A 26,764-nucleotide genomic window follows, 5' to 3' on the forward strand; every position below is an offset into this window, starting at 1 on the left:
CTCCTTACCTACAGAGCCATCTCTTACCGTTATTGTATGACGCAAGCGGCAATTGGTTCGTTTGTTGTTATTAATGAGTTTACATCGTTTTCCCCGTTTTAGACAAGCATTTTTTCTCGGTTGCTCCCCGATCAGCATACTTCCTCCTGTCATGGCCAGCGATGCGGCATCGTCTGGCGGCTTCTCAACGTCATCATACCATAAAAAAAGGAAAAAACGAAAAAAAGCGCCGCCAGCCGCCAATGGAACTGAAACGCCCAATAAAAATGGCCGAGCGCCGCCAAGCTGAGCAACCATTGGCCTAAGCGGAGCCGCCGGCCGGACAATAAACGCACCGTCCCGGTTACAGCGATGCTAAGAAGCGCCCCGTTGGCAGCGACGCCGAGCAAAAAACAAGCAAAAGCAAGCCATGTTCGAAACGGGGAAAACAACAGCTGCGTCAAAAACAAGGTTGGGGAAAACGGCTCAAGGGGCGGCAGCCAGCGAAAAAACAAATACGTGCACAAGACAGCGACAAAGGCGATCATCCATAGGCGGCCCATTTTTTCCTCCTTATTATTGCCATGATTCGCCATGACAAACAGGCATGAACGGTACTGCTCTATCATAATATAGACTGAACTTTGCCAAAAAAGGAGGGGTTTCATGTTTACAACGCGCAAACAATATGAGCCGTATACAAGCCTGTTTGACCCATGCCCGCCGATCCGCGTGAAAACATACGTCACCGCACCAAACTTATACGTCGGATTCCAGCCGCCCAACTTGCCGCAATTCCCTCTTCGTGAAGCGTTGATGAAAGGGACGCTTTGGCAAGTGTTTTACGATCCGTACTACAGCCCTTACGAAACAAAGACAAAAGGTGATGGCTCATGAAACAAATGCCAAAGGAGTATTATGAACAGCTTGAAGAGCTGCAAGCCGTCGACTTTGCCCTCGTCGAACTGACACTCTACTTGGACACCCATCCGACCGACTATCAAGCGATTCAACAATTTAACCAACTCGCCAAAAAACGGAAACAGCTGAAAAAACAATTTGAAGCCGCCTATGGTCCGCTTGAACAGTTTGGCCATAGCTATTCCAACTACCCGTGGAACTGGGACGACACGCCATGGCCTTGGCAAGTGTAGCCGATCCATCACGAACGCAAGGGGGGAACGGATCATGTGGATTTATGAAAAAAAATTGCAATACCCGGTCCGCGTCAGCACGTGCAATCCGCGGCTGGCAAAATATTTGATCGAGCAATACGGCGGGGCAGACGGGGAGCTGGCAGCGGCGCTCCGCTACTTAAACCAGCGCTATACGCTGCCGCCGAAAGTCATCGGGCTGCTAAACGACATCGGTACGGAAGAACTCGCCCACCTTGAAATGATCGCAACGATGGTGTACAAACTGACGAAAGACGCGACGCCTGAGCAGCTAAAAGAAGCCGGGCTGGAGCCGCATTACGTCGACCATGAGCGCGCCCTCTTTTACCATAACGCCGCCGGCGTTCCATTCACGGCGACGTACATCCAAGCGAAAGGCGACCCGATCACCGACTTGTATGAGGACATCGCGGCCGAAGAAAAAGCGCGCGCGACATATCAGTGGATCATCAATATGAGCGACGACCCGGATTTAAACGACGGACTCCGCTTTTTGCGCGAGCGGGAAATCATCCATGCCCAACGGTTCCGTGAAGCGGTGGAAATTTTAAAAGAGGAGCGCAACCATAAAAAGGTTTTCTAAGCCAGCAGCTGAGCGGAACCCCCGCTCAACTTTGTTCATAATAAAGATTGATGCCATACTCCCGCTTCATCCATTCAAACAGCCGATGGCGCCCGTTCCACTGTTCTTGGTCCTGCCATAAATCGATGCTTTTTTGAATGATCTCACAGCGGAGGGCGTGAAAATCGTCTTCCGCCTTTTCGCTTTTTCCTTTGTAGTAGACGGCTGCCCAATAAACGGTGCTTAAAAGAAGCAGAATCAACACATGGGCAGGCGCAGCGAAAAACCAGGCGATCCGCTCTCCCCACGTCCCGAAAGCCGCCGCCTTGGCCAAAAGATAAAGCAGGAAAACGGCCAAACCGGAAAACGCGGCCGCCTGCAAGAGCAACGTCCGCTTTTCGAGCCGCTCCCATTTTTTCTTTTTTTCGATGACGGCCATCAACATTTCCTTCGCCACTTCATCGAGGGGAAATTCATCTGGAAAATGGACCATCTCCTCTCCCCCTTGTCCTGTTTTTATTGTCCATCATATGCCGCAGAAGGCAGCATTAGAACAAAGAAAGGGGAGCGGCAGACAATGCTTTGTTTCGCTCAATGGTTTTCGTCAAGCGGAATGCGCAGCGTTTGCCCTGGCTGAAGGCGGCCCGTCGACAAGCCGTTTTCCTTTTTAATGAGATCGATCGCATCAGGCGTGCCGTAATATTTCATGGCGATGCTGTAGAGCGTCTCATTGGCTGCGACGACATGGGTGATGATTTTTCCTTGTTCATCATCGGTCTTCTTTTCCCGGCCGCCGACGCTTCCTCGGTCGGCGGCGCTCTTCTGCTTCGATTTGGCCGCCTGTTCTGTCCTCTTGACTTCGTCGTCTTGAATAATGCGCACCGTCTCGCGGCCGCTTTGATCTTCATGACGAACGACTGTGACCGTGTCGGACTTCGATTGGACATGGTGGATGGCCAGCACGACTGCCGGCAACGCCAAAAACAAGAACACGAGCAGGCGGGCCGGGACGTATTTTCGCTTTTGTTCTTCTTTTTCCCTCCGCCGTTTGATGCGCGAGGACGGCGCGCTCTCATCGATCCGCAAGCGCCGCCCAGCTCGGCGCTCCTGTGTTCCTTTCATCGCTTCACCCCTTCCTCCCGCTGCAACCGAATATGCAAAGCGAGCACCACATCGATCAAAAAGTGGGCGACAACCGTCACCCATAAACTCCCGGTCTGTTCGTAAAGCGCACCGAGAAACAAACTGATGAGCACAACCATCAGAAACAAAAACCATTTTTCCAAATAGCGCACATGCAGCACAGCAAAAATGACGCTTGCCGCTCCAAGCCCCCAATGCGTCTGCACAACACCGCGAAACAGCCATTCTTCCGTCACAGCGATGAGCGCACATAAAAAAAAGAGATGCGGAATCGAGCGGCCGCGGAATATTTTTTCGTTCACCCCGCCGTCGTCATGCCAATCATCCGGCAAATAGCGCATGGCCAAAAAATCGACCGCCAGCACGAGCGCCGCCCCGCCCGCTCCGTATAGCAGCACATCGGTGAGATCGAACCGCCAAAGCCGGCGCCACTCCGCCCAATCGAACAAAAAGAGCGAACAGCCGCCGGCGGCAAGAAGCAGCAACCCTTGCGTTACATAAAGATGAAAAAGCAGCTCGCGCTCTGTCATCTGCCGGATTTGTTCACTTTGCCGTTTCATTCGTCCGCCCCCCGCCAAAAAGCATGTCCCACAACTCCTCGCGCCAATGGCGAACCGGCGCCTCCTCCGGACGGCGGACGGCTCGTTCATAGCCGTCAAGCGAAAGCCCGCAGCGATCGCAGCAGACATTCTGCTGATCCGTCAGCTCCTCGCCAAACGCGCGGACAAGCGCTTGACGCCGACACGAAGACAAGTGCACCCATTCATCCATTTCCTGCAGTTTTTTCCGCTTCCAACGCCGCCGCGCCTCGATGGCGGCTGCCATCCTGCCGTACAGCCGCTCTTTCGCCTCCGCTGTCAGCCAACCAGGCATCGCCCGTTGTTCCCGTTCTAAAAAATACGCCAACAGCCGCTTTTGTACGTCGGTGAATCCGGCATCCTCGAGCGTCGCCATCGCCGCTTCCCATCCGGCTCCTTCCGGCAGCCGCCAACACCACTCACGCAGCTCGCGCGGACTTAACAGCTCGGCCTCCGCCACCGCCTGGGCCATGGCCCGGTCGCCGTCCGCATAAAATAACACAGCAAGGCTTGGCGCTCCGTCGCGCCCCGCGCGCCCGATTTCCTGCACGTACGCCTCGAGCTGGGCCGGCATATGAAAATGAAGCACAAATCGGACGTTTTCTTTGTTCACGCCCATGCCGAATGCGCTTGTACAACATACGATGTCAAGCTGACCGTAGACAAATTGCTGCTGCACGAGTAGCCGTTGCTCCCCGTCCATGCCGGCATGGTAATAGGCGACCCGCCCCGCGCCGCACTGTTCGAGCCGGCGCGCCATCTCTTCCGCCCATTGACGGCTCGAAAAATAAATGATTCCCGGGCCTTCGAGACGCTTGGCATAATCGGCCAAGCGCGCCGCTTTGTCCTCCGTTGATGAACAATGCTCCACGCACAAGGCGATGTTCGGACGATCGACGGAATGAATATGGCGGCGGGCGCCATCCATCCCGAGCGTGCGAATAATATCCTCCTGCACCTCGGGCGGCGCCGTCGCCGTCAACGCCAAACACGGCGGGGCCCCGAGCGCGCGCCGGATCTCCCCAAGCTTTAAAAAGTCCGGGCGAAAGTCATATCCCCATTGAGAAATGCAGTGCGCTTCATCGACGACAAAAAGCGAAATGCATACGCGCCGAAGCGCCGTTAAAAATTTTGCCGACTGCAGCATCTCCGGCGACGCGTAAATAAAGCGAAACTCCGCAAGCGAAGCGAGCGCCTGCCATTTTTCTTCGGCATCAAGCAGGCTGTGAAAAGCAATCACTCGCTTTTCCCCGCGCCGGCGCAACTGCTCGACTTGGTCCTCCATGAGCGACACAAGCGGCGAAACGATCAGCACACTGCCTTGAAGCAAATACGCTGGCAGCTGATAGCAAAGCGACTTGCCGCTTCCGGTCGGCAGCATCGCCAGCACGTCGCGCCCAGCAAGCACATCTTCCGCCACTTCCCGCTGACCCGGGCGGAATGAAGCATGTCCGAACTTCATGCGCAGCGTTTTCGTCAACTCGTCCAACGTCCCACTTCCTTTGCCAACACGAGCCGAATTTCGAAATAGCTGACTTTGCCATCAAGCGCCTCCCGAATCTCTTTCAATTTCCTCGTCCTAAGCGCCTGCGCCGCCGCTCGAATGGCCGCCGCCTTTTCATCGTCGACAAACGGGGCGATCGAAAAACCGGACACATTGGCAGCGATTTCGACAACGTGATCCTCAATCGTGCTTCGCTTCAAGCGGCGAATCTTGGAAATATCTTCTATCGTTTTTCCTTTCCGCAGCCATTCGTACGTTTTTTGCGCCGATTGTGTCAGCACCGCCGGCGTCAGTCCGCTCATCAATTCGGCCATCATCGGAACGCGTCCAGCCTCAGCTTCCGCCATGATGTAATGAAGCACGTTGCGGAATTGAAACTGCACGTAGAGCGCGTCCTTTTGCAAATAGGCCGCGATTTGCTCCATCGTCCAGCCGATGCGGACCGCGCTCGTCAAACGCAGCGTAAAGATCACCGCCGCCTCTTCCGAAACCGCTTCAAGCAACCGGATGAGCTCTTGATACAGCGTCTCGGCCAACATCTGGCTCGATCCTTTTGCAAGCAAATATTGCTTCACCCATTGAAGCGTCCGCTCGTCGCGGCAAATCGGTGCAAAACGCCGCCCATAGACGAGGTTTGACAATGTCTGCCCGATCAAGGAAAGACGCTGCCAAAACAGCGGTTCCGCCTCATGATAGCGCCAGCCGTTCAGATGGCGGGGGAAAAGCGCTGCTTGCTCGGCAAGCCATTCTTCCCCTGCCGCGGTCAACGTGTATGTCCGCTGTTTCGCGGATAAAGCGAGTCGCTGTTCGACAAGCGCCATTGCCGCTTCCTCGAGCGCCGCCATCGTCACATTCTTCCATGTGCCAAACAGCGGCTCAAGCTGAAACCATTTGCTGTCTTGGAGCGTCTGCGCCGATTTTTTTCCCGAAAATAAATGATACACCGCCGCCAGCGTCCGTTCGCCGTTGAAGCGGCGCAAGCAATGGGCGAGCAAAAATGAGGCATAGCCATGCCGCATCCTGCGTTCCTCCCTCGCCTCTATTGTAGCAAAAATCGCCCAACCGGTCGGCAGAAAAATCGATCGGTTGACAGTTCCGCCATATGATAACAAAACTAAATAAGATGCATATGTGTAAAAATACAAGAGAGCGATTTTTTTGTTGAAAAGCCGGCCGTACGGTCTTATTATTAAAAGTGAAAAGTTCATTTCCGAGCAGGCAACACGGAGATGGCCCGTCCGTTTCCAATAAACTTGGGGAGGTTCGATTTTTATGCCAAAGTATACGATTGTGGATAAAGAGACTTGCATCGCCTGCGGAGCTTGCGGCGCCGCCGCTCCCGACATTTACGACTACGACGAGGACGGCATTGCCTACGTCACCCTTGATGACAACCAAGGCATCGTCGAAGTGCCGGAGATTTTGATTGACGATATGATGGACGCCTTCGAAGGCTGTCCGACTGAATCGATCAAAGTTGCTGACGAGCCGTTTGACGGCGATCCGAATAAATTCGACTGACATTCCCCCTCTTGCCTTGCCGGCAAGAGGGTTTTTTGATGCAAGCGTGAAATCACAAGTGGCGCATCTTGAACGAACGTGCTACAATAAGATTGGCTTGTCCGCCGCGCCTGCTGGGTGGACAAGTTTTCATGTATACATAACCAACAAAGGAGGAACGGGTTATGGCATTCGAAAATAAAATTGTCGAAGCGTTTATCGAAATTCCAACCGGGAGCCAAAACAAATACGAATTCGACAAAGAACGGGGCATTTTCAAGCTCGACCGCGTCTTATATTCACCGATGTTTTATCCGGCTGAATACGGCTATTTGCAAAATACGTTGGCGCTGGATGGCGACCCGCTCGACATTTTGGTCATCACGACAAACCCGACGTTCCCGGGCTGCGTCATCGACACGCGCGTCATCGGCTATTTGAACATGGTCGACAGCGGCGAAGAAGATGCGAAATTGATCGGCGTTCCGGTCGAAGATCCGCGCTTTGACGAAGTGAGATCGATTGAAGACCTCCCGCAGCACAAACTGAAAGAAATCGCCCACTTCTTTGAACGCTACAAAGACTTGCAAGGGAAACGGACGGAAATCGGCACATGGGAGGGGCCGGAAGCAGCCGCCAAATTGATCGACGAATGCATCGCCCGCTACAACGAACAGAAAAACAAGTAATCCGTCCAACATCTCATTTCACCAGACGCCGTTTTTCTATTTCCGAACAATTTTGCCCATGTCGTTTGATATGGGCGCTTTTCTTTTTCAAACCCCGAACATTCCTGCTCAAAAAAACGTTTTCATTGGTATGACTTCTTTTTCCCCCATTGACAGAAACCGCTTTCGCATGTTAAATTATCAGAAATTTAACATCCTTGAAACAGAAAGGGGCACCCACTGTGTTTCGCGTACTCGTTTCCGACGCCATCAGTGAAGAAGGTTTGGCGCCGCTCTGCGCATCGGCGCAGATCGACATCGTGCAAAAGAAAACAACCGAAGCGGAAGAGGAATTGCACACCTTTGACGCTTTGCTCGTGCGCAGCGCCACCAAAGTGACGGAAGAACTATTGGAAAAAATGCCGAACTTAAAAATTATCGGCCGCGCCGGGGTGGGCGTCGACAACATTGATGTCGATGCAGCGACGAAACGCGGCATCGTCGTCATTAACGCGCCAAACGGCAATACGATTTCGGCCGCTGAGCATACCTTTGCCATGATGGCCGCCCTCGTCCGACGCATCCCGCAGGCGCACATTTCCGTCAAATCGAGGGAGTGGAACCGCTCGGCGTTTGTCGGCAACGAGCTGTTTGGCAAAAAATTGGGCATCATCGGCTTCGGCCGCATCGGCTCGGAAGTCGCCAAACGGGCGCGCGCCTTTGGCATGAGCGTGCACGTGTACGACCCATTTTTAACGAAAGAACGCGCCGAAAAACTCGGCGTCTCGATTCACTCGCTTGACGAAGTGCTGGCCGTGGCTGACATCATCACCGTTCATACGCCGCTCACGAAAGAAACGCGCGGGTTGCTTGGCACGGAAAACTTGGCGAAAACGAAAAAGGGCGTCTATTTGATCAACTGCGCCCGCGGCGGCATCATCGACGAACAGGCGCTCATCCCGTTCTTGGAAAGCGGGCATGTCGCCGGCGTCGCCCTCGACGTCTTTGAACAAGAGCCGCCAGGGGATCATCCGCTTTTAGCGTTTGACAATGTGATCGTCACGCCGCATTTAGGGGCGTCGACCGTCGAAGCGCAGCTGAACGTCGCCACCCAAGTCGCGGAAGAGCTGCTCCACTTTTTTGAAGGGCGGCCCGTCACCTCATCGATCAACTTGCCGGCGTTGTCGAAAGACGTCTATGAAAAAATTCAAGCATTCTATCATTTAGGCCGGAAGCTCGGCTTGATTGCATCGCAGTTTATGAACATCCCGGTGCAAGAGCTGTCGGTCACCTACGCCGGCACGGTCGCTGATCTGGAGACGACGTACATCACCCGCAGCCTGCTCGCCGGCTTCCTGCGGCCGCGCGTCGCCTCAACCGTCAACGAGGTGAACGCCGCCATGGTCGCCAAAGAGCGCGGCATCACATACGGCGAAAAATTTTCCGATGAAACGCACGGCTATGCGAACTGCATTTCGCTCACCGTCCATGGCGAAAACAAAACGTTCACCATCAAAGGGACGCACGTGCCGAACTACGGCGACCGCATCGTCCATTTTGACGGCGTCGCCATCGACTTTGCCCCGGAAGGCCATCTCCTGTATATCCAGCACCAAGACCGGCCGGGGATGATCGGCAAAGTCGGGAACGTGCTTGGGGCGCACGATGTCAACATCGCCACCATGCAAGTCGGCCGCCAAGAAGCGGGGGGCAAGGCGATGATGATCTTATCGCTTGACAAACCGGTTGATGATGAGGTATTGCAGGCGTTGGCGCAAATTGATGACATCGAAACGGTGAAGCGGCTCGAAGCGTAACCACCCGCTTCTGCGGGCAGATCATACAAAAAACGCAGGCCTTCCCAGAAAGGAGCCTGCGTTTTTCGTTCGAGCAAGCCCCACAGCAGCCATTCGCATCGTATAGTTCCCTCTTGCGAAAAGGCGATGATCATGACCCAAAAGGTTGTTTTTCCTTAAACCAAACACAATGCATCGTTTCTTCATGATTGTTTTACGCCTACATACTAAGAAAGGGTGTCCCGATCCTTTTGGGACACCCTCGTGTTTTGTCAGTTCCGTTCAGCCGAGCGGCACCGCCTTCCGCTCCCCTTTCGAGAACGTCATCAGCTCGGTGTAGCCGACACTGCGGGCGAGTTCCACCGCCTTGTCAAAATCGGCGCCGACATGCTCAGGCACGTGCGCGTCGGACGACAACACAATCGGAATGCCTTTGTCATAGCACATTTGGAGCAGGCGCGGATCCGGATACAGTTCGCCAACCGGCTTGCGCAGCCCGGCGGTGCTGATTTCGACGCACGTTTTCGAATTGGCGAGCGCTGTTGTCGCCCGATCGTATTGTTCAAGCAAAAATTCCTCATCTTCCGGGACGTATTTAAAAATTTTCACCAAATCGAGGTGGCCGATAATGTCAAACAAATTCGACTCGGCGAGCGTCACGACTTGATCGAAATATTTGCGGTATGTATCGTACAAATCGCGCCGTTCCCACTCGTGGCGATATTCGGCTAAGTCGATGCCGAAATCGTCGACCCAATGGATCGAACCGATGACATAGTCAAACTCGTATGAGCGGATAAAGGCGGCCATTTCCTCGTGTTTGCCCGGCGTATAATCCATTTCGATCGACATTTTCACATCGAGGCCCGCATCCCACGCTTCGTGGAACAGCCGGACATAATCGTCCATATCGTAGCAGCGGCGCGCGTCGACCCACGGATTGGACAAAATGTTTTTCGTTTGGTAAAAATGGTACGCGTGCTCGGAAATGCCGAAATGCTGGATGCCTTTTTTCGCCGCTTCGTCGGTGAACTGGCGCAAATAGTCCAGCGTCAACGTCCCTCGTTCCAAATGGTTATGGTAATCGGTCAACATCGGCGTTTCTCCTCTCCTGCTGTTTTTCTCATTATAACGCATTACCGCAAGAAAGGACAACCGTTTTGCGAATATTCATCCAATCATCCGTTGGCGCCGACAAGAAACAACAGTCCGACGCATACCGCCACGCCAGCCACCGCCAAGAGGCGTCTCATCACATCGCCCATTTCCATCCCTCCTTGCCTATGTCGCACCATATATGTCTTATGTCAAAACGAACGCCGATAGAACGGCCTCGCGTCAACATTAACAAAAAAACCGCTAAGAGCTCACGCTGGCGGCTACGGGCCGGTTGCCAGCAACGCGGCGTTCGGTCCGGCCGGCACGTTGATCGGCTTCCCAAGCGGATACGGGCCAAGAGTCGATAACCCGCTCGATTCGAATGTGACGTCAAGCAACCCAAACTCTTTCGCCGTCAGCAGCACGGCCTCCGCCATGCTCGCCGCTTCTTCCGCGCTTGGCCGAGCGGACAAATGAAGCCGGACCGTCGCATGGCGCGCATCGACATCGACCGAATCAACTTCCACCCCTGGTGGAATGGCCGGCTCAAGCCCATGGATCGTCGATTTTTTCATCTGCTTGAGCGCCTCAGAAAACGAGCGGGCGCTTCCTGGCGCCGGGATGAGCACCGGATAGCCGAAGGAGGAGGAGCGGTTTTGATAATACATTCGCTTCTGCTCATTGATTTTTGTCGTTTTTAGACGACCCAACACTGGCAAATCGAGCCCCTCCTCCTCCCCAGTGAAAAAGCGGATGCTTCGCCCGCCCATCTGCCGCACTGTTTCCATGACCGCGTCGAAAAAGAGGCGCTGTTCCTCATGGCTGGCGGCAAACACGCGATGGCTCGCTGGAACGCGAACAACCCATACGCGCCCATCGCCTGCCGCCGGGGCCATCTTCACACCGTCGAGCCACGCGGACGCCTCACGCAACGGGGAACGGGCAAGCTCACCGAGCGCCGCGGACAGCCGTTCTTTCGGCGCAAAACGGCCAGGAAGGGGAACAAACACTGGCACCACTTGGCCGATTCGCTCATCGGGCAAGGCAATCACCACTGCATTCGCCGGTTCGCTGGCGGCCATCATCGCTTTTGGGTGAGAGGAAGCGCCATCTGCCTCTAGCGTCTGAACAGGGGATGAGGAAGCCTCGTTTTTGTCCGAACGTGTTGGAACGATAAAATGCGGACCGGCATAAACCGCCAATGCAAGCACGGCCGCCGATGCAACCGCTGGGAGCCAACGCCGCTTCCAGCGCGCCATCCGCTGAGCGCGCACCAGCCGGACATACACTTCTTCTTTCGTGCGCCGGTCTTTGATGACGGGCAACTGTTCAAGGCCATGTTCAATGCATCGCTCATTCCAATTGAGCTTTTTCACACCGCCACCCCTCCTGTTTTGCCTCTTCCTCCATATATTGCTTGAGCGCCTTTAGTGCGCGGTGCTGCGTTGTTTTCACTTTACTTTCCGTCCAGCCGAGCGCTTCCGCCGTTTCCGCGATCGACAGCGACTGGATGAATCGAAGGACGAGCACAAGCCGCTGATCAACCGTGCAGCGCGCCAAACCACGGTACATAAGCTGAATCTCCTCTTTTTGAATCGCCATTTCCTCAGGAATCGGCTCGTCGGCGCCGATTTGTTCCTCGCTCCATTCCGCCGAACCAGCCCATTGGCGTCGGCGTTTTTGCTTGCGGAAAAAATCAATGGCCACATGGCGCGCAATGGACAGCAGCCACGTTTTTTCGCTGCACTGCCCTTTAAATCGTTTGTATGAGCGCAGCACTCTGACGTACACTTCCTGAACCAAATCTTCGGCCTGCTCTCGATTCCGCACCATGTAGAATAAAAAATTAAACAAATCATGATGGTACTTTTCATACAACTGTTCAAAGACGGGGTCCATCGTTTCTCTCCCCCTATCTCCTCCATGGACCACGACAAAAAAATCCCATTATCTTCATGATAACGGGTCCGAGCGAAAAAGGGAATGATTTTTTCACCAAAAGCAGCCGGCTTTTACCACTCGACGTGCAGTGGAAAAAAGAGAGAGCCGGCTTGCTTTTTGATTTCACGTTCGCCATCTGGATCATAACTGACAAGCACCGACGTCGCCGGGCCGCCGGAGGAAAAGAGCGGAAGCGGGCATGCGCAGGCCCGCCCTTGGCGGCCGTTAGCGGCCAACAGCTGCATCCATTCGTAGTAAATGCCTTTGGAACCGATCGGAATGAGCTCATAAACAGACGGAGAGGCGAGAAGCTCAACAAACAGCGGAAGCGGCGCAACCCATTCCGGATGCGAAAGCACGGCCAGGCCGACGAGCGGGCGGCCGATGACAGCAAACTTCGCCTCTTCGGGCGTGATGCCGATTCGTTTCCGTTCGTTGGCCACCGTCCCGATGGCCGTCACACCAAGCGCCGACTGCACGGTGGGAAAATTCGATTCCGTGCTGCCGGTGATCGGGAGATCGATCCCCAGCTCGCGGCACGTTCTCCTGACACCGCGGCAAAGAGCTTCCCACCGGTCATCAGCGATGAAGTTTTGCAGCACGACGACCCTCGCTTCCGCTCCGACGCTTAACAATTCCATCAAGGCAACGCGGGCGGAAAAATACGCAACAACATCCACCGAGACGGACACCGCATCGCCCGGCTTGTCCCCGACCGCCGCCGAACCGTCGGCCGCAACGGCGAGCTCCATGCCGTCGGCAAACGGAAGGAAAAGCACATCACGCATGCGGCGCCTCCACCCCCGCTTTCGCCGCCAACCGGACGACAACCGGCATGACGGCCAAAGCGATCAACACGTTGACCGCCGCGGCTGCCGAAAGCGGCGGAATGACGGCAAAAACAAACGGCCAGCCGAACGAAACGGCAAGCGGCAACGGCGCCAAAAACGCATTGCCGATGAAAAAGACGACAGCGTTGCCGATTTTCCATCCCCGCCGATGCAGCACGGCGAACAGGGCGCCAAGCCCCGCCATTTCAAGAGCGACAAACCAATGAACTGGGCCGAGCGGAAAACCGCCGATCAACGCCGAAACCAAATGCCCAAGCCCAGCGACCGCCGCTCCGGCGCGCGGGCCAAGAACCCCGGCGGCGACAAGCGCCGGTGCGCTGTCCAAAGCGATGCTGCCGGCAAACGTCGGCAGCTTGATGAACGATCCGATCGCCGAAAGCGCCAAACAAACGGCCGTCCAAGCCAAGCGGCGGTTCATTGTTTCTCCTCCTTGTCGCGGAACACAATCGCGCTCCGTTCATACTCGATGTCCTTCACCCCTAAACGCGCGTTCACGACCCGGGCAGCGGCGAACAAATAATCGGACAGGCGGTTCATATATTTGAGCACAACATCGTTGATCGGCTCCGCTTTTTGCAAGGAAACGATGCACCGCTCCGCCCGTCTTGCCACCGTACGCGCCATATGGAGCGCCGCAGCCGCCTTGGAGCCGCCCGGCAAAATGAATTTTTGCAATGGCGGCGCTTCTTGCACGTGCGCATCAATGCGCTCTTCTAAAAATGTGACCATCGCCTCGGTCACCTTATACGGAAGCTTGCCGTTGACGATGGCCAGGTCGCCGCCGCAGTCAAACAGCTCGTGCTGGATTTTTTGCAGCTCAGCGCAAAGGTCGCGAAACCGTTCATCGCCGGCCAATAACGCAAGCGCCCATCCGATGAACGAATTCGCCTCGTCAATCGTTCCGTACGCCTCGACGCGCAAATGGTCTTTGTCCACGCGCCCGCCGACTAAACTCGTTTTCCCTTGGTCTCCTGTTCGCGTATACAATTTCACTGTTCCTCTCCCCCTTATTTCAATTGCTCCGCCAGTCCGCACCAAAGCCGGTCGACGCGGCAGCACAAGGAAGCTAGTCGCTGGTAGCACATTCCCACGGCGTCGCGCCAGCGCCGCTCTTGCGGATCAACCGGAACAACGCCTTGCGTCACATCGGTGCCGATCCAAACGACCGTGCGGTTAGGCGCTGCCGCTTCCCACCGCTGCCAAGCGCGGAAATAGGATTCCCACTCGTCTGGGTCCGGACGGGGGCGGATGGCGGCTTCCAACCCGTCAAAGACGACCGTTTTTGCCGTTTCGATGCCATCCGGCGGCCTATACGGCTCCACATAACCGTTATGCCATACAATATGAACTCCATCATTTATTCCATACCGTTCCCTCACCCATTTTCGTTTTCCTTGAAACGCACCACCGATAACGAAATGCACCGCTCTCCCCCTTTCCAACGCTCGATCGTCGATTCCAATGTATATCCGCCGGCAAATGGCACCTCCCATTCCCAAAACGAACGGGCATCGGGCGCATACTGCTCGAGCAGGAGGCGAATCGGGCCGCCATGGGTGATGACAGCCACATGACGGGCGCCCGCCCGCTCAGCGAAAGCAATCGTCTCCGCAAGCGCCTGTTTGATGCGCGCTTGAAAGTCGGCATAACGCTCCCCGCCGGGCGGCGCCGCAGAAAAGGGCGACGCAAGCCATTGGCGGTAGGCGGGCTCCGCTTCCAGCTCAGCAAACGTTTTTCCTTCCCAAGCGCCAAAGTGAAGCTCGCGCCAACGGCTGGTGCACCAATCTGCCCCGCGTCCGCCAAACAGCAAGGCGGCCGTTTCTCGACAGCGGTGAAGGTCGCTTGTAACCATGCAGTCGACCGGATACGGCCGCTCAAGCTGCAAGCGGCACAACCGATTGCGCTCCGCGGCCGCAAGCGGCGCGTCCGTCCAGCCGATATACGCCCGACGTCGGTTTTGTTCCGTCATCCCATGACGGATGAGTGTAAGAGCCAAATGACGCCCCATAGCACCGTCTCTCCTCCTTCGATCAGCGCGCCGAGCACATCACCGGTGATGCCGCCAAACTGTTTTTCCGCCCACGGCTTTGCCGCCGCCGCCAAAACGACAGCCGCTGCAGCCAGCGCCGCCCCTGTTTGCACCGAAATGGCGGTGGATGCACAAAGAAGCGAAAGCAATACAAAAGCGAGTCCAAGCGCCCAAATGGCATCACGCCATGAACTATATTCGCGAAGCGATGCAGCCATTCCTGTCGGCTTTGCCAGCTTGCCGACGGAAAGAAGCCAGGCAGCCCCGGCCCGCGACAACAGCGGAACGGCGGCGAACAGCGCCGGCGGAATGCCTGTCTGGAGCGATTCGTACAGAAACAGCCAACGAAATGACAACAAACAAATAAGCGACAACACCGCAAACGCGCCGACGCGCGGATCGGACATGATCTCTTGCCGCCGCTTGACGTCGCGGTACGAAAAAAACGCGTCGCTCACATCCATAAAGCCGTCAGCGTGCATCCCCCCGGCCATCCAAATGCCGAGCCAAAGAAGAAGAAGCGCCCAAACAAGCGGCGAGCTGAATGAAAACGTGGAAAAGAGTGCATACACTCCGGCCGAAAGCGCCCCGATCAGCGCCCCCGCAAGCGGCATACAGCGCACGAGCCAGCGGACATGGGCGGCGTTCCATGCGATCGAGCGCCGAATCGGGATCGTGGTAAACAGCTGCAGCGCCAACAGCCATCCGTTCCATGCTTGCTTCATCCCGGCCACCGCCCTTTTTTCACGCGGAGAAGGCCGCATTCAACGACCGCGGCGGCCGCCGCTTCCGCGACCAACTGTTGGTGAAGCAAGCCAAGCGTTTTCATGTAGCGAAATGTGCCAGGATCATCCGGAACACCCCCGGCAAACAGCTCGTTCGATACAATCACGACCGCACGGCAGGCATCCGCCCACGCCCGCACTTCATCGAGCATGCGGCAAGCAACAGCTTGAGCGGTTGCGTCTGTTTTCCAATTTTCACCAAAGAACAGCTCGTGGGCGAGCCATGTGGTCAAGCAATCAAGCAGAACAACATCATCAGGGTGCAAGGAAGCGGCAATCTCCTGAGAAGAGAACGGGGCTTCCCACACTGTCCAATGCGCGGCCTGCGCCGCGCGCCGCTCTTGATGACGGCGGATGCGCTCCGTCATTTCTTCATCCATTGCCTGCGCGGTGGCGATATAGTGAAGCCGACCGCCGCGAGAAAGCCGGATGGCGCATATTTCCGCCGCTTCACTTTTTCCGCTGCGCGCGGCGCCGCTGACAAACACCATCATCCGCTCCACCTCGCAAGCGCTTCAAGAAGCCGATCGTTTTCCACCTGCGTTTTGACCGCAAGCCGCACGTAACGTCCGTCCAGTCCAGGAAAATTCATTGTATGCCGCGGGACGATTCCTTGCTGCAATAAATAGAAAAACAAATCCTCTGTCCGTCCGGAGAGCGGACGCAGCAAGTAAAAATTGACGACCGACGGCGAGACGGCATACCGGCCGGCCGGCAGCGACCGAAACACGCGCTCCCGCTCGGCGGCGATCCGTTCTTTCGTCCACTTGACAAACGATTCCATCGCCATGAAACGAAGCGCCAATTGTTGGGCGATGCAGTTTGTGCTCCATGGCGGCTGATGCGTTTTCAGCGAAGCGATCACCGCCTCGTCGGCAGCGACATAACCAAGGCGCACGCCGGCCAGATGATGAATTTTCGTCAACGATCGAAGCACAATGAGGCGCGGATAGCGATCCAGCCAACGCATGGCTGTAAATCCGCCGCGCCAAAACGGATAGAACGCCTCATCCACCACGATATACGTCCCCGCTTGGTCCGCTGCAGCGACGAGCGAGCGGAGATCACGCTCCGGCATCACGGTTCCGGTCGGATTGTTCGGATGACAGAAAAAAACCGCGTCGCATTCCGCCGCCCATGCCGCCGCTTGGTCAATGTCGTACGAAAAACCGCGGCTTTCCTCTGCCAGCAAAGACTTGACTTCGCATCCGTAAGCAAGGCAGGCGCGCCGATACTCGGAAAACGTCGGCTCCAAGATGCCGACGCGCCGGCCGGCAAGCAGCGCGGCCAACAAATAAATCGCCTCCGCTGCCCCGTTCGTCACCAGCACTTGTCCGGGTCGAATCTGCTCCTGCTTGGCAACGAGCTCCCTGAGCGCCTTCGCTTCCGAATCCGGATACTCACCAGCCCAGCGAATCCATTCCTCGCCGTTCGGCCAAGCCGACGGCGGCAGGCGATATGGGTTCGTATTGACGCTGAAATCAATGTATTCGTTCGGAGGGGCCAATCCGCATTGCTCATACAACGCGAGCGGATTCGCCCCATGCGCCGGCCAACGCAACGATCATCCCCCCGATCCATAGCAGCAATAACGTAAAGGCGAGCACCGTTCTGATCATGATGCCGACCGCCTGGCGAATATGAACCGAGCGCAGCGGAACATCGGGATCGCCGAGCGTCGGCCGCTCAGAGACAATGCCGCCGTATGTATTTGTTCCGCCGAGCTGCACGCCGAGCAGTCCGGCCATCGCCGCCTCGGGCCAGCCGCTGTTCGGGCTTGGGTGGCGGCGGGCATCGCGAAACAAGATCGACAGCGCCAAACGAAGGCGGCGGCCGCCGCAGACCAACACCATCACGAGCGCCGTCAGCCGCGCCGGAATGTAGTTGAGCGCATCGTCCAGCCGGGCGGCCGCCCAGCCAAATTCGCGATACGTTTCATTTTTATAGCCGAGCATCGAATCGCACGTGTTCACTGCTCGGTACAGCATGGCAAGCGGCGCGCCGCCCAAAGCCGCGTAAAAGAGCGGAGCCGTGATGCCGTCGCTCGTATTTTCCGCCACCGTTTCGACGCAGGCGCGGGTGATGCCGGCCTCATCGAGCCGCTCGGTGTCGCGGCCCACGATCATCGACAGCGCCCGCCGCGCCTCGGGAAGATCGCCCGCTTCAAGCGGCCGGCGCACATCCTCAGCCGCTTCAGCGAGGCTTTTGGTCGCAATGGTGGTGAAAATGAGCGCCGCCTCGATCGCCACCCCCACGTACACGGACAGCGCGTAGCCCACATAAACGACCAACGCCGACAACCCGTAGACGGCGGCCAACACGACCGCCACGGCCGCCGCCCCTTTCGCCCGCCGCTTTGTTCCTTGATTCCAGCGGCGGTCCAACCACGCAATCAGCGTTCCCATCCCGCGCACAGGGTGCGGCAGCCAGCGCGGGTCGCCAAGCAGCGCATCCAACAGCAAAGCCAACGTCATTGCCAACAAATGCGTCATCGCCGCCCCCTCCGCCGCTTGTAGCGGTCAAGCGCCTCGATCGTCGCTTCATACACGAGCCGACCGATCGCGCGCCCGAGTTCCGTCGCCGTTCCGGCATAGGCAAACGTCCGCCCGGTTTGCGTCGCCGCCACGGCGAGCGAATCGGTCGACGTGCCGGTGGCAAGCGTCCCTGTTTCCAGGTCGCAAACCGAACAGTCGGCGAGCGCTTTTACCTTCGCTTCCGTCGCTGTCATCATCGCCTGGACAAACGCCGCTTCCGTCAGCACTCCGTCAATGACAATCACCATATTGATCGTTCCCGGCCTTGCCGCAAGCGGCTTATGCTGCCACGCCCGAGCGGCATCAACCGCATTGCCGACGCCAGCGGTCGTCATGATTGCAACCGAAAACGCTTCCCCTTCTTTCTGAAGCCAAACGGCATCATGGACGTCAACCGCCGTCATCATGCCGATCGTTCGTTCCGGCGAAAACCCGTGCTGCTCCAAATAGCGGCGCATGTCTCCTTCCGCATCGCCGCAATCGTAATCCAACCCGACTTGGCGGTTGACAAAATGGGTCGCCCATTGAAACCCAGCGCCGATCAATGCCGAGGACAGGACGCGAAGCGGCTGGCAGGAGGCCAGAACAGCGGCGTCATCAAGAAAGGACAAACGCAGCCCGCCGGCCGACGATTCTTCTTGTTTCCCTTTCGGCACAAACGAAAACATCGGCTTTGCCGCCGCCGGATGAGCCAGACGCACAATCGGCGCGGCAAACACTTCCTCAAGCAGCGCCGGCGTCATCACATCTGTCGGCGTTCCAAGCGCCGCTGTTTTTCCTTCTTTTAACACAAGCACCCGGTCGCAATATAAGCTAGCGACGTTCATATCGTGAAAGACGGCGACGACCGTCAAATCGCGGGAGCGGGCAGCTTCCGCGAGCCGGTCCAAAAGCCGGACTTGGCCGCTCACATCCATATGGTTCGTCGGCTCATCCAGCAAGAGCAGCTGCGGCTTTTGGGCAAGCGCCCGCGCCAAATAGGCGCGCTGCCGCTCGCCGCCGCTTAGCCGCTCAAGCGGCTCATCGATTTTGTCAGCCAAGCCGACCGCACGAAGCGCTTCTTGAACCGCCGCTTCATCCTCTTTCGTCCACGTCGGAAACAAGCCGCGCTGATGAGCGTAACGGCCGAGCGCCACCGTTTCTCTCACCGTATAGCCGGGCGCCGCCTCCGCCGTCTGCGGCAGGACGGCGGCAAACCGCGCCCATTGCTTCGCAGACAGCGCCAAAAGCGGCTGGCCATGAATCTTGATCTCACCGCTGGCAAGCGGAAGCTCTTTGCAAATGAGTTTCAGCAGCGTCGTTTTTCCGCTGCCGTTCGGCCCGACGATGCCAAACAGCTCCCCTTTTTCCACGGAAAACGTCACACGATCAAGCACTTGCTTTGGTCCATACCGATGCGATACGGCCCGCACCTCAAGCATCATCATCCCATCTTTCGCTTCATTTTTCGGAAAAACAAGACGGCAAATAGCGGGGCGCCGATCAGCGCGGTGATGACGCCGATCGGCAGTTCGCGCGGTTCAATGATCGTCCGCGCCGCCACATCGGCAAGCACAAGAAACGCCCCGCCGTACAAGAGCGATAGCGGCAAGAGCACCCGGTAGTTTGGCCCGCACACAAGCCGAACCATATGCGGAACAACGAGCCCAACAAAACCGATCGTCCCGGACACCGACACCGCCGCGCCGGTGAGCAGCGCCGCCGCCGTCAAAATGATGACTTTTCGGCGCGTAACATCAACGCCGACATGAAGCGCCGCCGCCTCGCCAAAAGCAAACGCGTTCAACTCGCGGCCGTTGGCGAGAAGCACCGCCGCGCCGATGAGAAAAAACGGCAACAAAAGCCCGCTGTATTTCCAGCCGCGCATCGCGACGCTCCCCATCAGCCATGAGATGATTTGCCGCAATTCTTCCCCGGTCAACGCGATCATGAGCGAAATGAACGCGCTGAAAAACGCGCCGAAGATAATGCCGGCTAAAATGATCGTCTCAACCGACAGCTGCGGCTCAACCGCGCGAGTGAACGCCAAAACGGCGACAAGCGTCGCCATGCCGCATAAAATGCTCACGATCGGCAACGTGAACGTGCCAAAGAGCGGCCATTGCCAGCCGAGAAAGATGACGAGCACCGCCCCGACCGAGGCGCCGGACGAGACGCCGAGCGTGTACGGATCGGCGAGCGCATTTTTCAACAACCCTTGGAACGCCGCGCCAGCCAGCGCCAATGACGCCCCGACCAAAAAAGCGAGCACGACGCGCGGCAAGCGGATCGCCATCACGATCGGCACCCAATCAGCCGGAATGTGGCGAGGCAGCGCCGCTCCGAACCATTCAGCCGCCAAAATGCGGACAATAGAAGAAAAGGGAATCGACAGCGATCCTGTCGATATCCCTACGAGCAACGATAACATGGCCGCCGTGACGGCCAATATATACATCCACGTTTTACTTGAACACATCCGGGTAAATGGCTTTGGCAAGTTCCTCGACCCCTTCGACAAGGCGCGGACCCGGGCGGCTTACTAAGTCGGTGTTGACGTCATACACCCGCTTGTTTTTCACCGCCGGCACGTCTTTCCAAGCGGCGCGCGCAAACACTTGCTTCGCTCCGCCGTATGTCGTGATGATCACATCCGGCTTATAGGCTACGGCTTTTTCTTCCGTCACCATCGGCCAGCCTTCCAAGCTGCCGGCGACGTTTTTCGCTGAAATCACTTGAAGCATCTCATCCATAAACGTCCCTTTGCCGGCCGTATACAGCTGCGGCGGCGGCGACACTTCAATCCAGACGTTCGCTTGTTTGTCCGCCGGGATTTGTTTCGCTTTTTCTTGAATTTGCGCAAGCTTCTCTTTCATATCCTTAATCACTTGCTTCGCTTTGTCTGTCGTCCCGGTCGCTTTGCCGATCAAGTCGATGGACGCATACACATCGTCGAACGACTTCGCGTCATTCACGACAAGCACGGTGATGCCGGCGTCTTTCAATTGCTTGAGGCCATCGCGCGAGTTATGGGCGCTTGACGCGTGGGCCAAGACAAGATCCGGTTTGAGCGAAATGATTTTCTCGACGTTGAATTCCATGCCGCCGATTTTCGTTTTCGTTTTGACGTCTTCCGGGTAATTGTCAAAATCGCTGACGCCGACGATCTTATCGCCCAACCCCAACGCATAGGCGATTTCCGTATTGCTTGGGATGAGCGAGACGATCTTTTTCGGTTCCGCTTTGATCGTGACATCCTCGCCAAGCCCGTCTTTCACCGTCACCGGAAACGCCGCTTGTTCCGTTTTCGGTTCTTCTTTTTTCGCTGGCTGGGCGTTGCTATTGGCTCCACCGCTGCAGCCGACCAGCACGGCGGCCAGAAGGAAGAACACCGCCACCACCGCCGGCCATGTCCAACGTTTCATCCGTCATTCCCCCTTCAGTGATGTATGTACAATAAAAAACGCCCATTCCGCCTAAATCTGGGAATGAGCGCGAAACAGACCGCCAATGGGCACAACAATGCCCTATGCGACTGTTTCCGCGTCTCACCCCCCGAAGATTCGGAAACTGCGGCAAGCAAGGCAGGTCTACTGGCTCATGCTTCATCCTACTCTGAAGCCTTCCCGTACGGAAAACAGCGCAAGCCATCCGTCCGTACAGTGGCGATTTCATTTCGTCCGCATTGACAGTTGCGGGGACAGCTCCGGATTCCCACCGGATTCCCTATTAAGCCTTTTCGGCGCCTTGCTGCGAATGGATTCAGTTATGGGATATGGACATTTTTATAATAATGCAGCGTTTAGCATTTGACAACTATGAATTTACAGCACTTCACCTTCCCACTCTTGCAGATAATCGAGACGGATTCATGACCCATGCTTCATAAGGAACAGAGCATCCCCTTTTCATCGCATCGAGCACCCGCGATTTCAAATGCGGCCATGTCACATATTCATCAATATTCGACTCATCGATCAACACAAACTTCGCCTCTTGAATTTCCTCAGGCTGGGGAAAAACGTTTCCTTTCACATATGTCGCTTTAAATGCAATGTTTATGATATTTTTAGTTTCATTGTAGTACACGCCGCTGACCCCAATGAGACGGATGTCAACGCCAGTCTCTTCATGCACCTCACGATGAACGGCCCGATCGAGCGGCTCGCCCGGTTCAACTTGTCCACCCGGCATTTCCCACGTATCGGAGCGGTCATAGCTTTTAACAAGCAAAACCTCTCCCGTGTCATTCGTAATATAGGCTGAAACGGTGATAATGGCTTGTTGGTGTTTATCCATCAAGCTCTCCTCCTACATCGCGGAATGATCCTAGCCCTCTCCTGCAGAAAAAAAGCAGCTGCCCCATCTATACTGCCATCTTGAAAAAAATAAGGAAAATCCGTGGTGCTAGTTGAACATTAACGCCTCACGTGATGACACAGCGCAAGAGGGACAAGATCTCCACAACAGCATAGGCATGATGTTGTCCGTGCCTCGCTAGTTGGTGACGGATCTATTAGAAAAACTCTATTTAACGGAAAAACGGAGCAACCGACAACAACAGTTATATCGAGAGCGTTCAGGGAACATCTCCCTAGTGAATAAGTTTCCAATGACATACTGATACCCTGCTCGTTCCGAAGTAAAACAAAACAACTTTCCAAGAATATGAATGGCGATTATGACCCATTTCCTTGCTTTAACAAATGACGATTTCAGCGCTACAATACATTTAGAGCCGCCAGACAGTTGCGCTGATACCAAGAACAAGATCGCCGTATATTGCTTTTGAATTTCCGCTTGATCCGTTGTAAAATGAAGACGCTCTTGTATGGGATTTCTCCTTTCTAATGTTAGATGAGCACTTTCATTTTAAAAGGAGATTTTCATACAAGGACTATTTTTATGCTCGTCTGATTTTATCTAGCACCACGGGTAACTAAACATCATGCAATACATATCTTTTTATATATATTCAGAATTTAACTTCTTCTTATAATTGATAACGCGGTAAAAATAGAGTGTAAATTAAAAATTTCCAATAATGATTTATAATTGTACATGTAACAGATAGCAATGAAATCTATACCAACGCGGCTGCTCTACCCCGTTAATCTTTAATTGATCAAATACCCATTCAACGCATTATGGAGATCAAACAGACACTTTTCAAATCCAGTTTTCAAGAAGACAGCAATCACATAACCATAGGCACCTTTTGTTTCTCCACTATTCCAGCGGTTAATCGAGAAAACAAAAAGAATTCTCACTTGTTCAACCGTTCTTTATACCTTTAAACTAGTAATACCGAGTTGAAATGACCCATTTTGTTTGGAGATCATACTACAAGAATGTTTCAAAGGGCCGTACCATCCACCATGATCACTTTCAGAGATTAAACACATACATCGTTTAAGAGATGATGATGAACATCAGAAAATTCTTACTTTTGAAAGCATCGGCTGGTCCTTGAAAAGGTGGACAGATGAGAGACTCATAAATACATCAAAAATAGCAAAAACAGCGGAAGATGTTCATCAACTGCTACAAAGAATCGATCGTAAAGCACGTTTTCCAAAATAAACATTTAATCAATTACCTTTTTAGACACCTGTGATCTTCCCGCCACATAAGGTATTTCCAGAAAAAAGTTGATCGATGCATCGAAATAAAGCCTCTAAAAGAGGATCGATTTCATCGGTGTATTCGATCAAAGAATTGGAACTCTTGATAGTGTCACCCCTTTGAAGTTTTTTAGTAACTGTATATGATTCCCAATAAGAGTGGATTTTTTGTGTCCCTTTATTCATCCGTTATGCGTTTTGCAACCCGTTCCTTGATTTAAAATAATCTCGTTTTAGAATAGAGTATATAGCCATATCCCTAAATTTACCTTTAATATACCAATGTTCTCTCATAACCCCTTCAAATTGCATCCCTAACTTTTGTAAAACTCTTAAAGATTGAACATTTTCAATCATAGCAAATGCCTCAATTCTGTTTAATTCCATCTTGTCAAAACCAAATTCAATGATTTTATTAGCCGCTTCAACTGCTAATCCCTTCCCCCAATACTTATACGATAAAACAAAACCTATCTCAGCTTTATGATGATTGGGTAACCATTTAACTATATCAATTGTCCCGATCATTTTATTGTCTGCTTTTGAAACGATTCCCCACGGAGCTAAACTACCTTCTTTATAAGACTTAATTACAAATTCTAAAAATTGAATTGAATCTTCAATGGTATGATGAGGTCTCCAAGGTAAATATTTGCAGTTTTCCGGATTTGACGCATAATCAAATAAATCATATGCATCATCTAACGTTAATTTTCTTAATATTAAACGTTCAGTAGTAAGTGTAGGCAAATCCCCAAATACATCTTTAATCTTCAAATTCCTCAACCCTTTCTATACCTATATTTTAATATTCCTTCTGTGTCTTAAAACACTTATATAGGTGCAACCAAAACGTTTAACATATCTTTGACAGAAAAGCCACTTATCGATTTTTCGACTGTCGAGGGCAAGCCTTTGCTTGCCTCCGTCACGCCAAGGCATGACGGACGACTGAACAACCACCCGCTTCTCAGACCCATACATGGGGCTGAAAGCGGTGTTGTTCGGTCGTTCGACAGTCGATCCAATGCTCAGTAAAAGCTACCAATGTGAAAACTTCAAATTGCATCTATATAATTCAAAAAAGTGTTTATCCACCAGACTCTCGGCATACTCGCATTATATACTGGCTTGAACATTAATACAAAACCGTGGAAATTCTTTATTACAGCTTATATACCTTAAACCCGTGGTGCTAGTTGAGCGCTAGCGCTCAACTAGCCCGAGAACAACAAGTGAGTAAGCCAGTAAAATACCATCCAGTGCCGTTTCAAATCCAGAAACCGAGTTCGCGCGAATCTTGGTGATCCGATACGAATCGACTAAAATCGAAAACACGGTTTCCACCACTTTACGTTTTCGCTTCATCCATTGTTTCCATGCATCCGATTGGCGAATTCGCTGATTGTTTCGGACGGGCGTCCAAAACGCGACTCGGTGCTCTTCGTACAGCTTCTTTCGCAGCGTTTGGCTGATATACCCTTTGTCACCGAAGTTATACGGATGTGGAATTTGCGTCATGACGGTTTCAGCGGCCACCCGGTCGTGACAAGACGCTTCGGTGACAACATATCCCATCGGCAGCCCTTGATCAGTCACTTGAAGGTGCAGCTTCAATCCGTAGTACCATTGCTTTTTGGAAGCGCAATATCCGATGTCTGCCATCTCTTGAAATTGTTTGACGCGATGCATTCTTGCCGTATGGCACAACGGGAGCGGCAAGCTGTCAACGACGGCATAGGCATGATGTTGACCGCGTTTTGCCAGCTCATGACGGATCCATTTGATGGCGAAACCAAGCGCCCGGCAACGGCGGTTGTATCGGGAGCGTTCAAGAAACGAGCCGTTTGTGAACAAATTTCCCGTGACAAAACGATGCCATGCCCGTTCGGATGTAAAACCGAGCAGCTTTCCTAAAAGATGAATGGCGATGATGACAGCGTCCTCTTGCTTTACCAAATGGCGATTTCGACGGTGAAGATGCACCTGAATGCATGAAAGTTGGGCAGAAACAAAAACGAAAATGGCGGCATATTGCTTTTGAATCTTGGCTCGATCTGTAGTAAAATGAAAGTGCTCTTGCATGGGGATTCTCCTTTCGAATGGCAGGTCGCACTTTCATTCTACAGGAGATCCGCCAGCAAGGGCTATTTTTATGCTTGCTCAAGTTTATCTAGCACCACGGGTTAAGGAAAGATACCTCGCCTCTGGCACGGCGTCTTTCCCCGATACAACCTTCATCTCGTCACTGTTGAATATATTTGTCAAACACAAAGCCAAAATCTTTGACTGTATAGTTCTTTTTCGCTTCCGTCAGCCAGCGAAAAGCGTATTCATTCACGGCTTGAAAATCCGCCGACACATTGGCGCCGTCACCGCGCATGTTGGCCAACACCTTGGCCGCCAGTTCCAAACTCCGCTCCGCATAGTTGAACTTCGTTTCGTTTTCATGGCAAATCTCCGCGATCGCCAGCAGCGATTTATACAAGTCTTTCAGTTCCTCGATATGCTTTTTATGCACATCGATCGAGTATGCGTGCGGGCCGATTTTAAATTTGATTTCCGCGTCCAAATCGACCGTCCCGGCCGTTTCGAGCGACACGTCGGAAATCGGATGCTTATAGTAATCGTAGCGGCGGAGCGTCCGTTTTTTGCTCGCAGCGCTCGTGCCGTCCAGATGAATGAGCGCGCGGTTGGTGAAGCAATACTCATCCGATTTCGATTTGATAAGAAAATAGATTTTTTCTCCATCCTCGTGCATCACATAATCATCGGCATCTACTTTGTCGTAGTCTTTCGGCTGAATAACCGAGCCGATGTCGCTTAGCCCAAGCACATCGGCGGCGACTTTTCCAAACATGCTCATGTTCCTCCGGCTCCTTCCACGTTTTATCGGCGCCCGCCTATTGGCGGATGAACGGCGTTTTGCCTTAACAAGGCGCCGTACCCTCATTCTGTAATACGCCGCGATCGAAAAAATGTTTCATCGTCGGCAAAAAACGAAAGACCCAACGCCTT

31 protein-coding genes, 1 pseudogene and 1 riboswitch are annotated in these 26,764 nt (G+C 54.1%); of the genes and pseudogenes, 6 read left to right on the forward strand and 26 right to left on the reverse strand.

Going from position 1 to position 26,764, the window contains the following annotated elements; genetic code table 11:
- Positions 1–149: 149 nt before the first annotated feature.
- On the reverse strand, positions 150–542 hold the full coding sequence (locus tag JCR24_RS08705; protein ID WP_096224977.1) for a hypothetical protein: 393 nt from the start codon (positions 540–542) through the stop codon (positions 150–152).
- A gap of 103 nt (positions 543–645) precedes the next feature.
- Here JCR24_RS08705 and JCR24_RS08710 point away from each other — a divergent pair, with 103 nt between their 5' ends.
- The 3 genes from JCR24_RS08710 to JCR24_RS08720 are packed head-to-tail and all read left to right on the forward strand — an operon-like array spanning position 646 to position 1,737.
- The gene (locus JCR24_RS08710; RefSeq protein WP_238980468.1) at positions 646–876 is read left to right on the forward strand and encodes a spore coat associated protein CotJA; all 231 of its coding nucleotides are present in this window, start codon (positions 646–648) and stop codon (positions 874–876) included.
- On the forward strand, positions 873–1,133 hold the full coding sequence (locus tag JCR24_RS08715; RefSeq protein WP_014196218.1) for a spore coat protein CotJB: 261 nt from the start codon (positions 873–875) through the stop codon (positions 1,131–1,133). The genes JCR24_RS08710 and JCR24_RS08715 overlap by 4 nt, the downstream gene beginning before the upstream one ends.
- A gap of 34 nt (positions 1,134–1,167) precedes the next feature.
- A complete protein-coding gene (locus JCR24_RS08720) occupies positions 1,168–1,737 on the forward strand; it encodes a manganese catalase family protein (RefSeq protein ID WP_011231723.1) in 570 nt (189 codons plus the stop codon).
- Between the two features lie 25 nt (positions 1,738–1,762).
- On the opposite strand, the gene JCR24_RS08725 is transcribed toward JCR24_RS08720, so the two are convergent.
- The 5 genes from JCR24_RS08725 to JCR24_RS08745 all read right to left on the reverse strand — a co-directional run bounded on the left by JCR24_RS08725 (position 1,763) and on the right by JCR24_RS08745 (position 5,960).
- Positions 1,763–2,209: a YpbF family protein gene (locus JCR24_RS08725; RefSeq protein ID WP_011231724.1), complete on the reverse strand. Its 447-nt coding sequence runs from the start codon at positions 2,207–2,209 to the stop codon at positions 1,763–1,765.
- A gap of 98 nt (positions 2,210–2,307) precedes the next feature.
- Complete coding sequence (locus JCR24_RS08730) at positions 2,308–2,838, reverse strand: LysM peptidoglycan-binding domain-containing protein (protein WP_011231725.1); 531 nt, start codon at positions 2,836–2,838, stop codon at positions 2,308–2,310.
- Positions 2,835–3,419 carry a CPBP family intramembrane glutamic endopeptidase gene (locus tag JCR24_RS08735; RefSeq protein WP_011231726.1) on the reverse strand — a complete coding sequence of 195 codons (585 nt, stop codon included), beginning with the start codon at positions 3,417–3,419 and terminating at the stop codon, positions 2,835–2,837. Before JCR24_RS08735 ends, JCR24_RS08730 begins: the two co-directional genes overlap by 4 nt.
- Complete coding sequence (locus JCR24_RS08740; protein ID WP_238980469.1) at positions 3,403–4,926, reverse strand: RecQ family ATP-dependent DNA helicase; 1,524 nt, start codon at positions 4,924–4,926, stop codon at positions 3,403–3,405. The genes JCR24_RS08735 and JCR24_RS08740 overlap by 17 nt, the downstream gene beginning before the upstream one ends.
- Positions 4,914–5,960 carry a YpbB family protein gene (locus JCR24_RS08745; protein WP_014196220.1) on the reverse strand — a complete coding sequence of 349 codons (1,047 nt, stop codon included), beginning with the start codon at positions 5,958–5,960 and terminating at the stop codon, positions 4,914–4,916. The genes JCR24_RS08740 and JCR24_RS08745 overlap by 13 nt, the downstream gene beginning before the upstream one ends.
- A 253-nt stretch (positions 5,961–6,213) precedes the next feature.
- On the opposite strand from JCR24_RS08745, the gene JCR24_RS08750 reads away from it, so the two are divergent.
- The 3 genes from JCR24_RS08750 to serA all read left to right on the forward strand — a co-directional run bounded on the left by JCR24_RS08750 (position 6,214) and on the right by serA (position 8,926).
- Complete coding sequence (locus tag JCR24_RS08750; protein ID WP_011231729.1) at positions 6,214–6,462, forward strand: ferredoxin; 249 nt, start codon at positions 6,214–6,216, stop codon at positions 6,460–6,462.
- A gap of 164 nt (positions 6,463–6,626) precedes the next feature.
- Positions 6,627–7,130 (forward strand): inorganic diphosphatase, encoded by a 504-nt coding sequence (locus JCR24_RS08755; RefSeq protein WP_011231730.1) that lies wholly within the window; start codon positions 6,627–6,629, stop codon positions 7,128–7,130.
- Positions 7,131–7,351: 221 nt separating this feature from the next.
- On the forward strand, positions 7,352–8,926 hold the full coding sequence (gene serA, locus JCR24_RS08760) for a phosphoglycerate dehydrogenase (RefSeq protein WP_012820732.1): 1,575 nt from the start codon (positions 7,352–7,354) through the stop codon (positions 8,924–8,926).
- Between the two features lie 261 nt (positions 8,927–9,187).
- Here serA and JCR24_RS08765 read toward each other — a convergent pair whose 3' ends face one another.
- The 20 genes and pseudogenes from JCR24_RS08765 to JCR24_RS08855 form a co-directional block, all read right to left on the reverse strand.
- Positions 9,188–10,000: a histidinol-phosphatase gene (locus JCR24_RS08765; protein WP_015375285.1), complete on the reverse strand. Its 813-nt coding sequence runs from the start codon at positions 9,998–10,000 to the stop codon at positions 9,188–9,190.
- Positions 10,001–10,284: 284 nt separating this feature from the next.
- Complete coding sequence (locus JCR24_RS08770; RefSeq protein ID WP_238980470.1) at positions 10,285–11,379, reverse strand: GerMN domain-containing protein; 1,095 nt, start codon at positions 11,377–11,379, stop codon at positions 10,285–10,287.
- Complete coding sequence (sigX, locus tag JCR24_RS08775) at positions 11,357–11,902, reverse strand: RNA polymerase sigma factor SigX (RefSeq protein ID WP_011231737.1); 546 nt, start codon at positions 11,900–11,902, stop codon at positions 11,357–11,359. Before sigX ends, JCR24_RS08770 begins: the two co-directional genes overlap by 23 nt.
- Positions 11,903–12,015: 113 nt before the next feature.
- A complete protein-coding gene (locus tag JCR24_RS08780; protein ID WP_238980471.1) occupies positions 12,016–12,732 on the reverse strand; it encodes an AIR synthase family protein in 717 nt (238 codons plus the stop codon).
- Positions 12,725–13,213 (reverse strand): ECF transporter S component, encoded by a 489-nt coding sequence (locus tag JCR24_RS08785; RefSeq protein WP_238980472.1) that lies wholly within the window; start codon positions 13,211–13,213, stop codon positions 12,725–12,727. Before JCR24_RS08785 ends, JCR24_RS08780 begins: the two co-directional genes overlap by 8 nt.
- A complete protein-coding gene (locus JCR24_RS08790) occupies positions 13,210–13,788 on the reverse strand; it encodes a cob(I)yrinic acid a,c-diamide adenosyltransferase (RefSeq protein WP_011231740.1) in 579 nt (192 codons plus the stop codon). The genes JCR24_RS08785 and JCR24_RS08790 overlap by 4 nt, the downstream gene beginning before the upstream one ends.
- Before the next feature lie 14 nt (positions 13,789–13,802).
- Complete coding sequence (locus tag JCR24_RS08795) at positions 13,803–14,219, reverse strand: bifunctional adenosylcobinamide kinase/adenosylcobinamide-phosphate guanylyltransferase (protein WP_011231741.1); 417 nt, start codon at positions 14,217–14,219, stop codon at positions 13,803–13,805.
- Positions 14,171–14,803, reverse strand: coding sequence for a histidine phosphatase family protein (locus JCR24_RS08800; RefSeq protein WP_014196225.1), 633 nt, complete (start codon positions 14,801–14,803; stop codon positions 14,171–14,173). Before JCR24_RS08800 ends, JCR24_RS08795 begins: the two co-directional genes overlap by 49 nt.
- A complete protein-coding gene (locus JCR24_RS08805) occupies positions 14,761–15,549 on the reverse strand; it encodes an adenosylcobinamide-GDP ribazoletransferase (protein WP_011231743.1) in 789 nt (262 codons plus the stop codon). The genes JCR24_RS08800 and JCR24_RS08805 overlap by 43 nt, the downstream gene beginning before the upstream one ends.
- A complete protein-coding gene (locus tag JCR24_RS08810; RefSeq protein ID WP_011231744.1) occupies positions 15,546–16,103 on the reverse strand; it encodes a bifunctional adenosylcobinamide kinase/adenosylcobinamide-phosphate guanylyltransferase in 558 nt (185 codons plus the stop codon). The genes JCR24_RS08805 and JCR24_RS08810 overlap by 4 nt, the downstream gene beginning before the upstream one ends.
- On the reverse strand, positions 16,100–17,170 hold the full coding sequence (cobD, locus tag JCR24_RS08815; RefSeq protein WP_081130565.1) for a threonine-phosphate decarboxylase CobD: 1,071 nt from the start codon (positions 17,168–17,170) through the stop codon (positions 16,100–16,102). Before cobD ends, JCR24_RS08810 begins: the two co-directional genes overlap by 4 nt.
- On the reverse strand, positions 17,127–18,101 hold the full coding sequence (gene cbiB / locus JCR24_RS08820) for an adenosylcobinamide-phosphate synthase CbiB (protein ID WP_238980473.1): 975 nt from the start codon (positions 18,099–18,101) through the stop codon (positions 17,127–17,129). The genes cobD and cbiB overlap by 44 nt, the downstream gene beginning before the upstream one ends.
- Entirely contained in the window at positions 18,098–19,570 is a 1,473-nt protein-coding gene (locus JCR24_RS08825) for an adenosylcobinamide amidohydrolase (protein WP_011231747.1), read from the reverse strand. The genes cbiB and JCR24_RS08825 overlap by 4 nt, the downstream gene beginning before the upstream one ends.
- Positions 19,567–20,601, reverse strand: a complete 1,035-nt coding sequence (locus JCR24_RS08830; protein WP_238980483.1) for a FecCD family ABC transporter permease — start codon at positions 20,599–20,601, stop codon at positions 19,567–19,569. Before JCR24_RS08830 ends, JCR24_RS08825 begins: the two co-directional genes overlap by 4 nt.
- The gene (locus tag JCR24_RS08835) at positions 20,588–21,547 is read right to left on the reverse strand and encodes an ABC transporter substrate-binding protein (RefSeq protein ID WP_238980474.1); all 960 of its coding nucleotides are present in this window, start codon (positions 21,545–21,547) and stop codon (positions 20,588–20,590) included. The genes JCR24_RS08830 and JCR24_RS08835 overlap by 14 nt, the downstream gene beginning before the upstream one ends.
- Positions 21,548–21,688: 141 nt before the next feature.
- Positions 21,689–21,887, reverse strand: a riboswitch (cobalamin riboswitch).
- Between the two features lie 69 nt (positions 21,888–21,956).
- On the reverse strand, positions 21,957–22,424 hold the full coding sequence (locus JCR24_RS08840; protein WP_370643323.1) for an NUDIX hydrolase: 468 nt from the start codon (positions 22,422–22,424) through the stop codon (positions 21,957–21,959).
- Positions 22,425–22,546: 122 nt separating this feature from the next.
- Positions 22,547–22,955 (reverse strand): annotated as a pseudogene (locus JCR24_RS17545) (IS982 family transposase); the annotation flags it as partial.
- A 980-nt stretch (positions 22,956–23,935) separates the two neighbouring features.
- Positions 23,936–24,523, reverse strand: coding sequence for a GNAT family N-acetyltransferase (locus JCR24_RS08845; RefSeq protein WP_015375298.1), 588 nt, complete (start codon positions 24,521–24,523; stop codon positions 23,936–23,938).
- A gap of 429 nt (positions 24,524–24,952) precedes the next feature.
- The gene (locus tag JCR24_RS08850; protein WP_238980475.1) at positions 24,953–25,831 is read right to left on the reverse strand and encodes an IS982 family transposase; all 879 of its coding nucleotides are present in this window, start codon (positions 25,829–25,831) and stop codon (positions 24,953–24,955) included.
- A gap of 160 nt (positions 25,832–25,991) precedes the next feature.
- On the reverse strand, positions 25,992–26,606 hold the full coding sequence (locus tag JCR24_RS08855; RefSeq protein WP_238980484.1) for a PH domain-containing protein: 615 nt from the start codon (positions 26,604–26,606) through the stop codon (positions 25,992–25,994).
- Positions 26,607–26,764 lie beyond the last annotated feature (158 nt).

Source organism: Geobacillus sp. YHL, from assembly GCF_022341265.1.
Classification (GTDB): Bacteria; Bacillota; Bacilli; order Bacillales; family Anoxybacillaceae; genus Geobacillus; species Geobacillus thermoleovorans.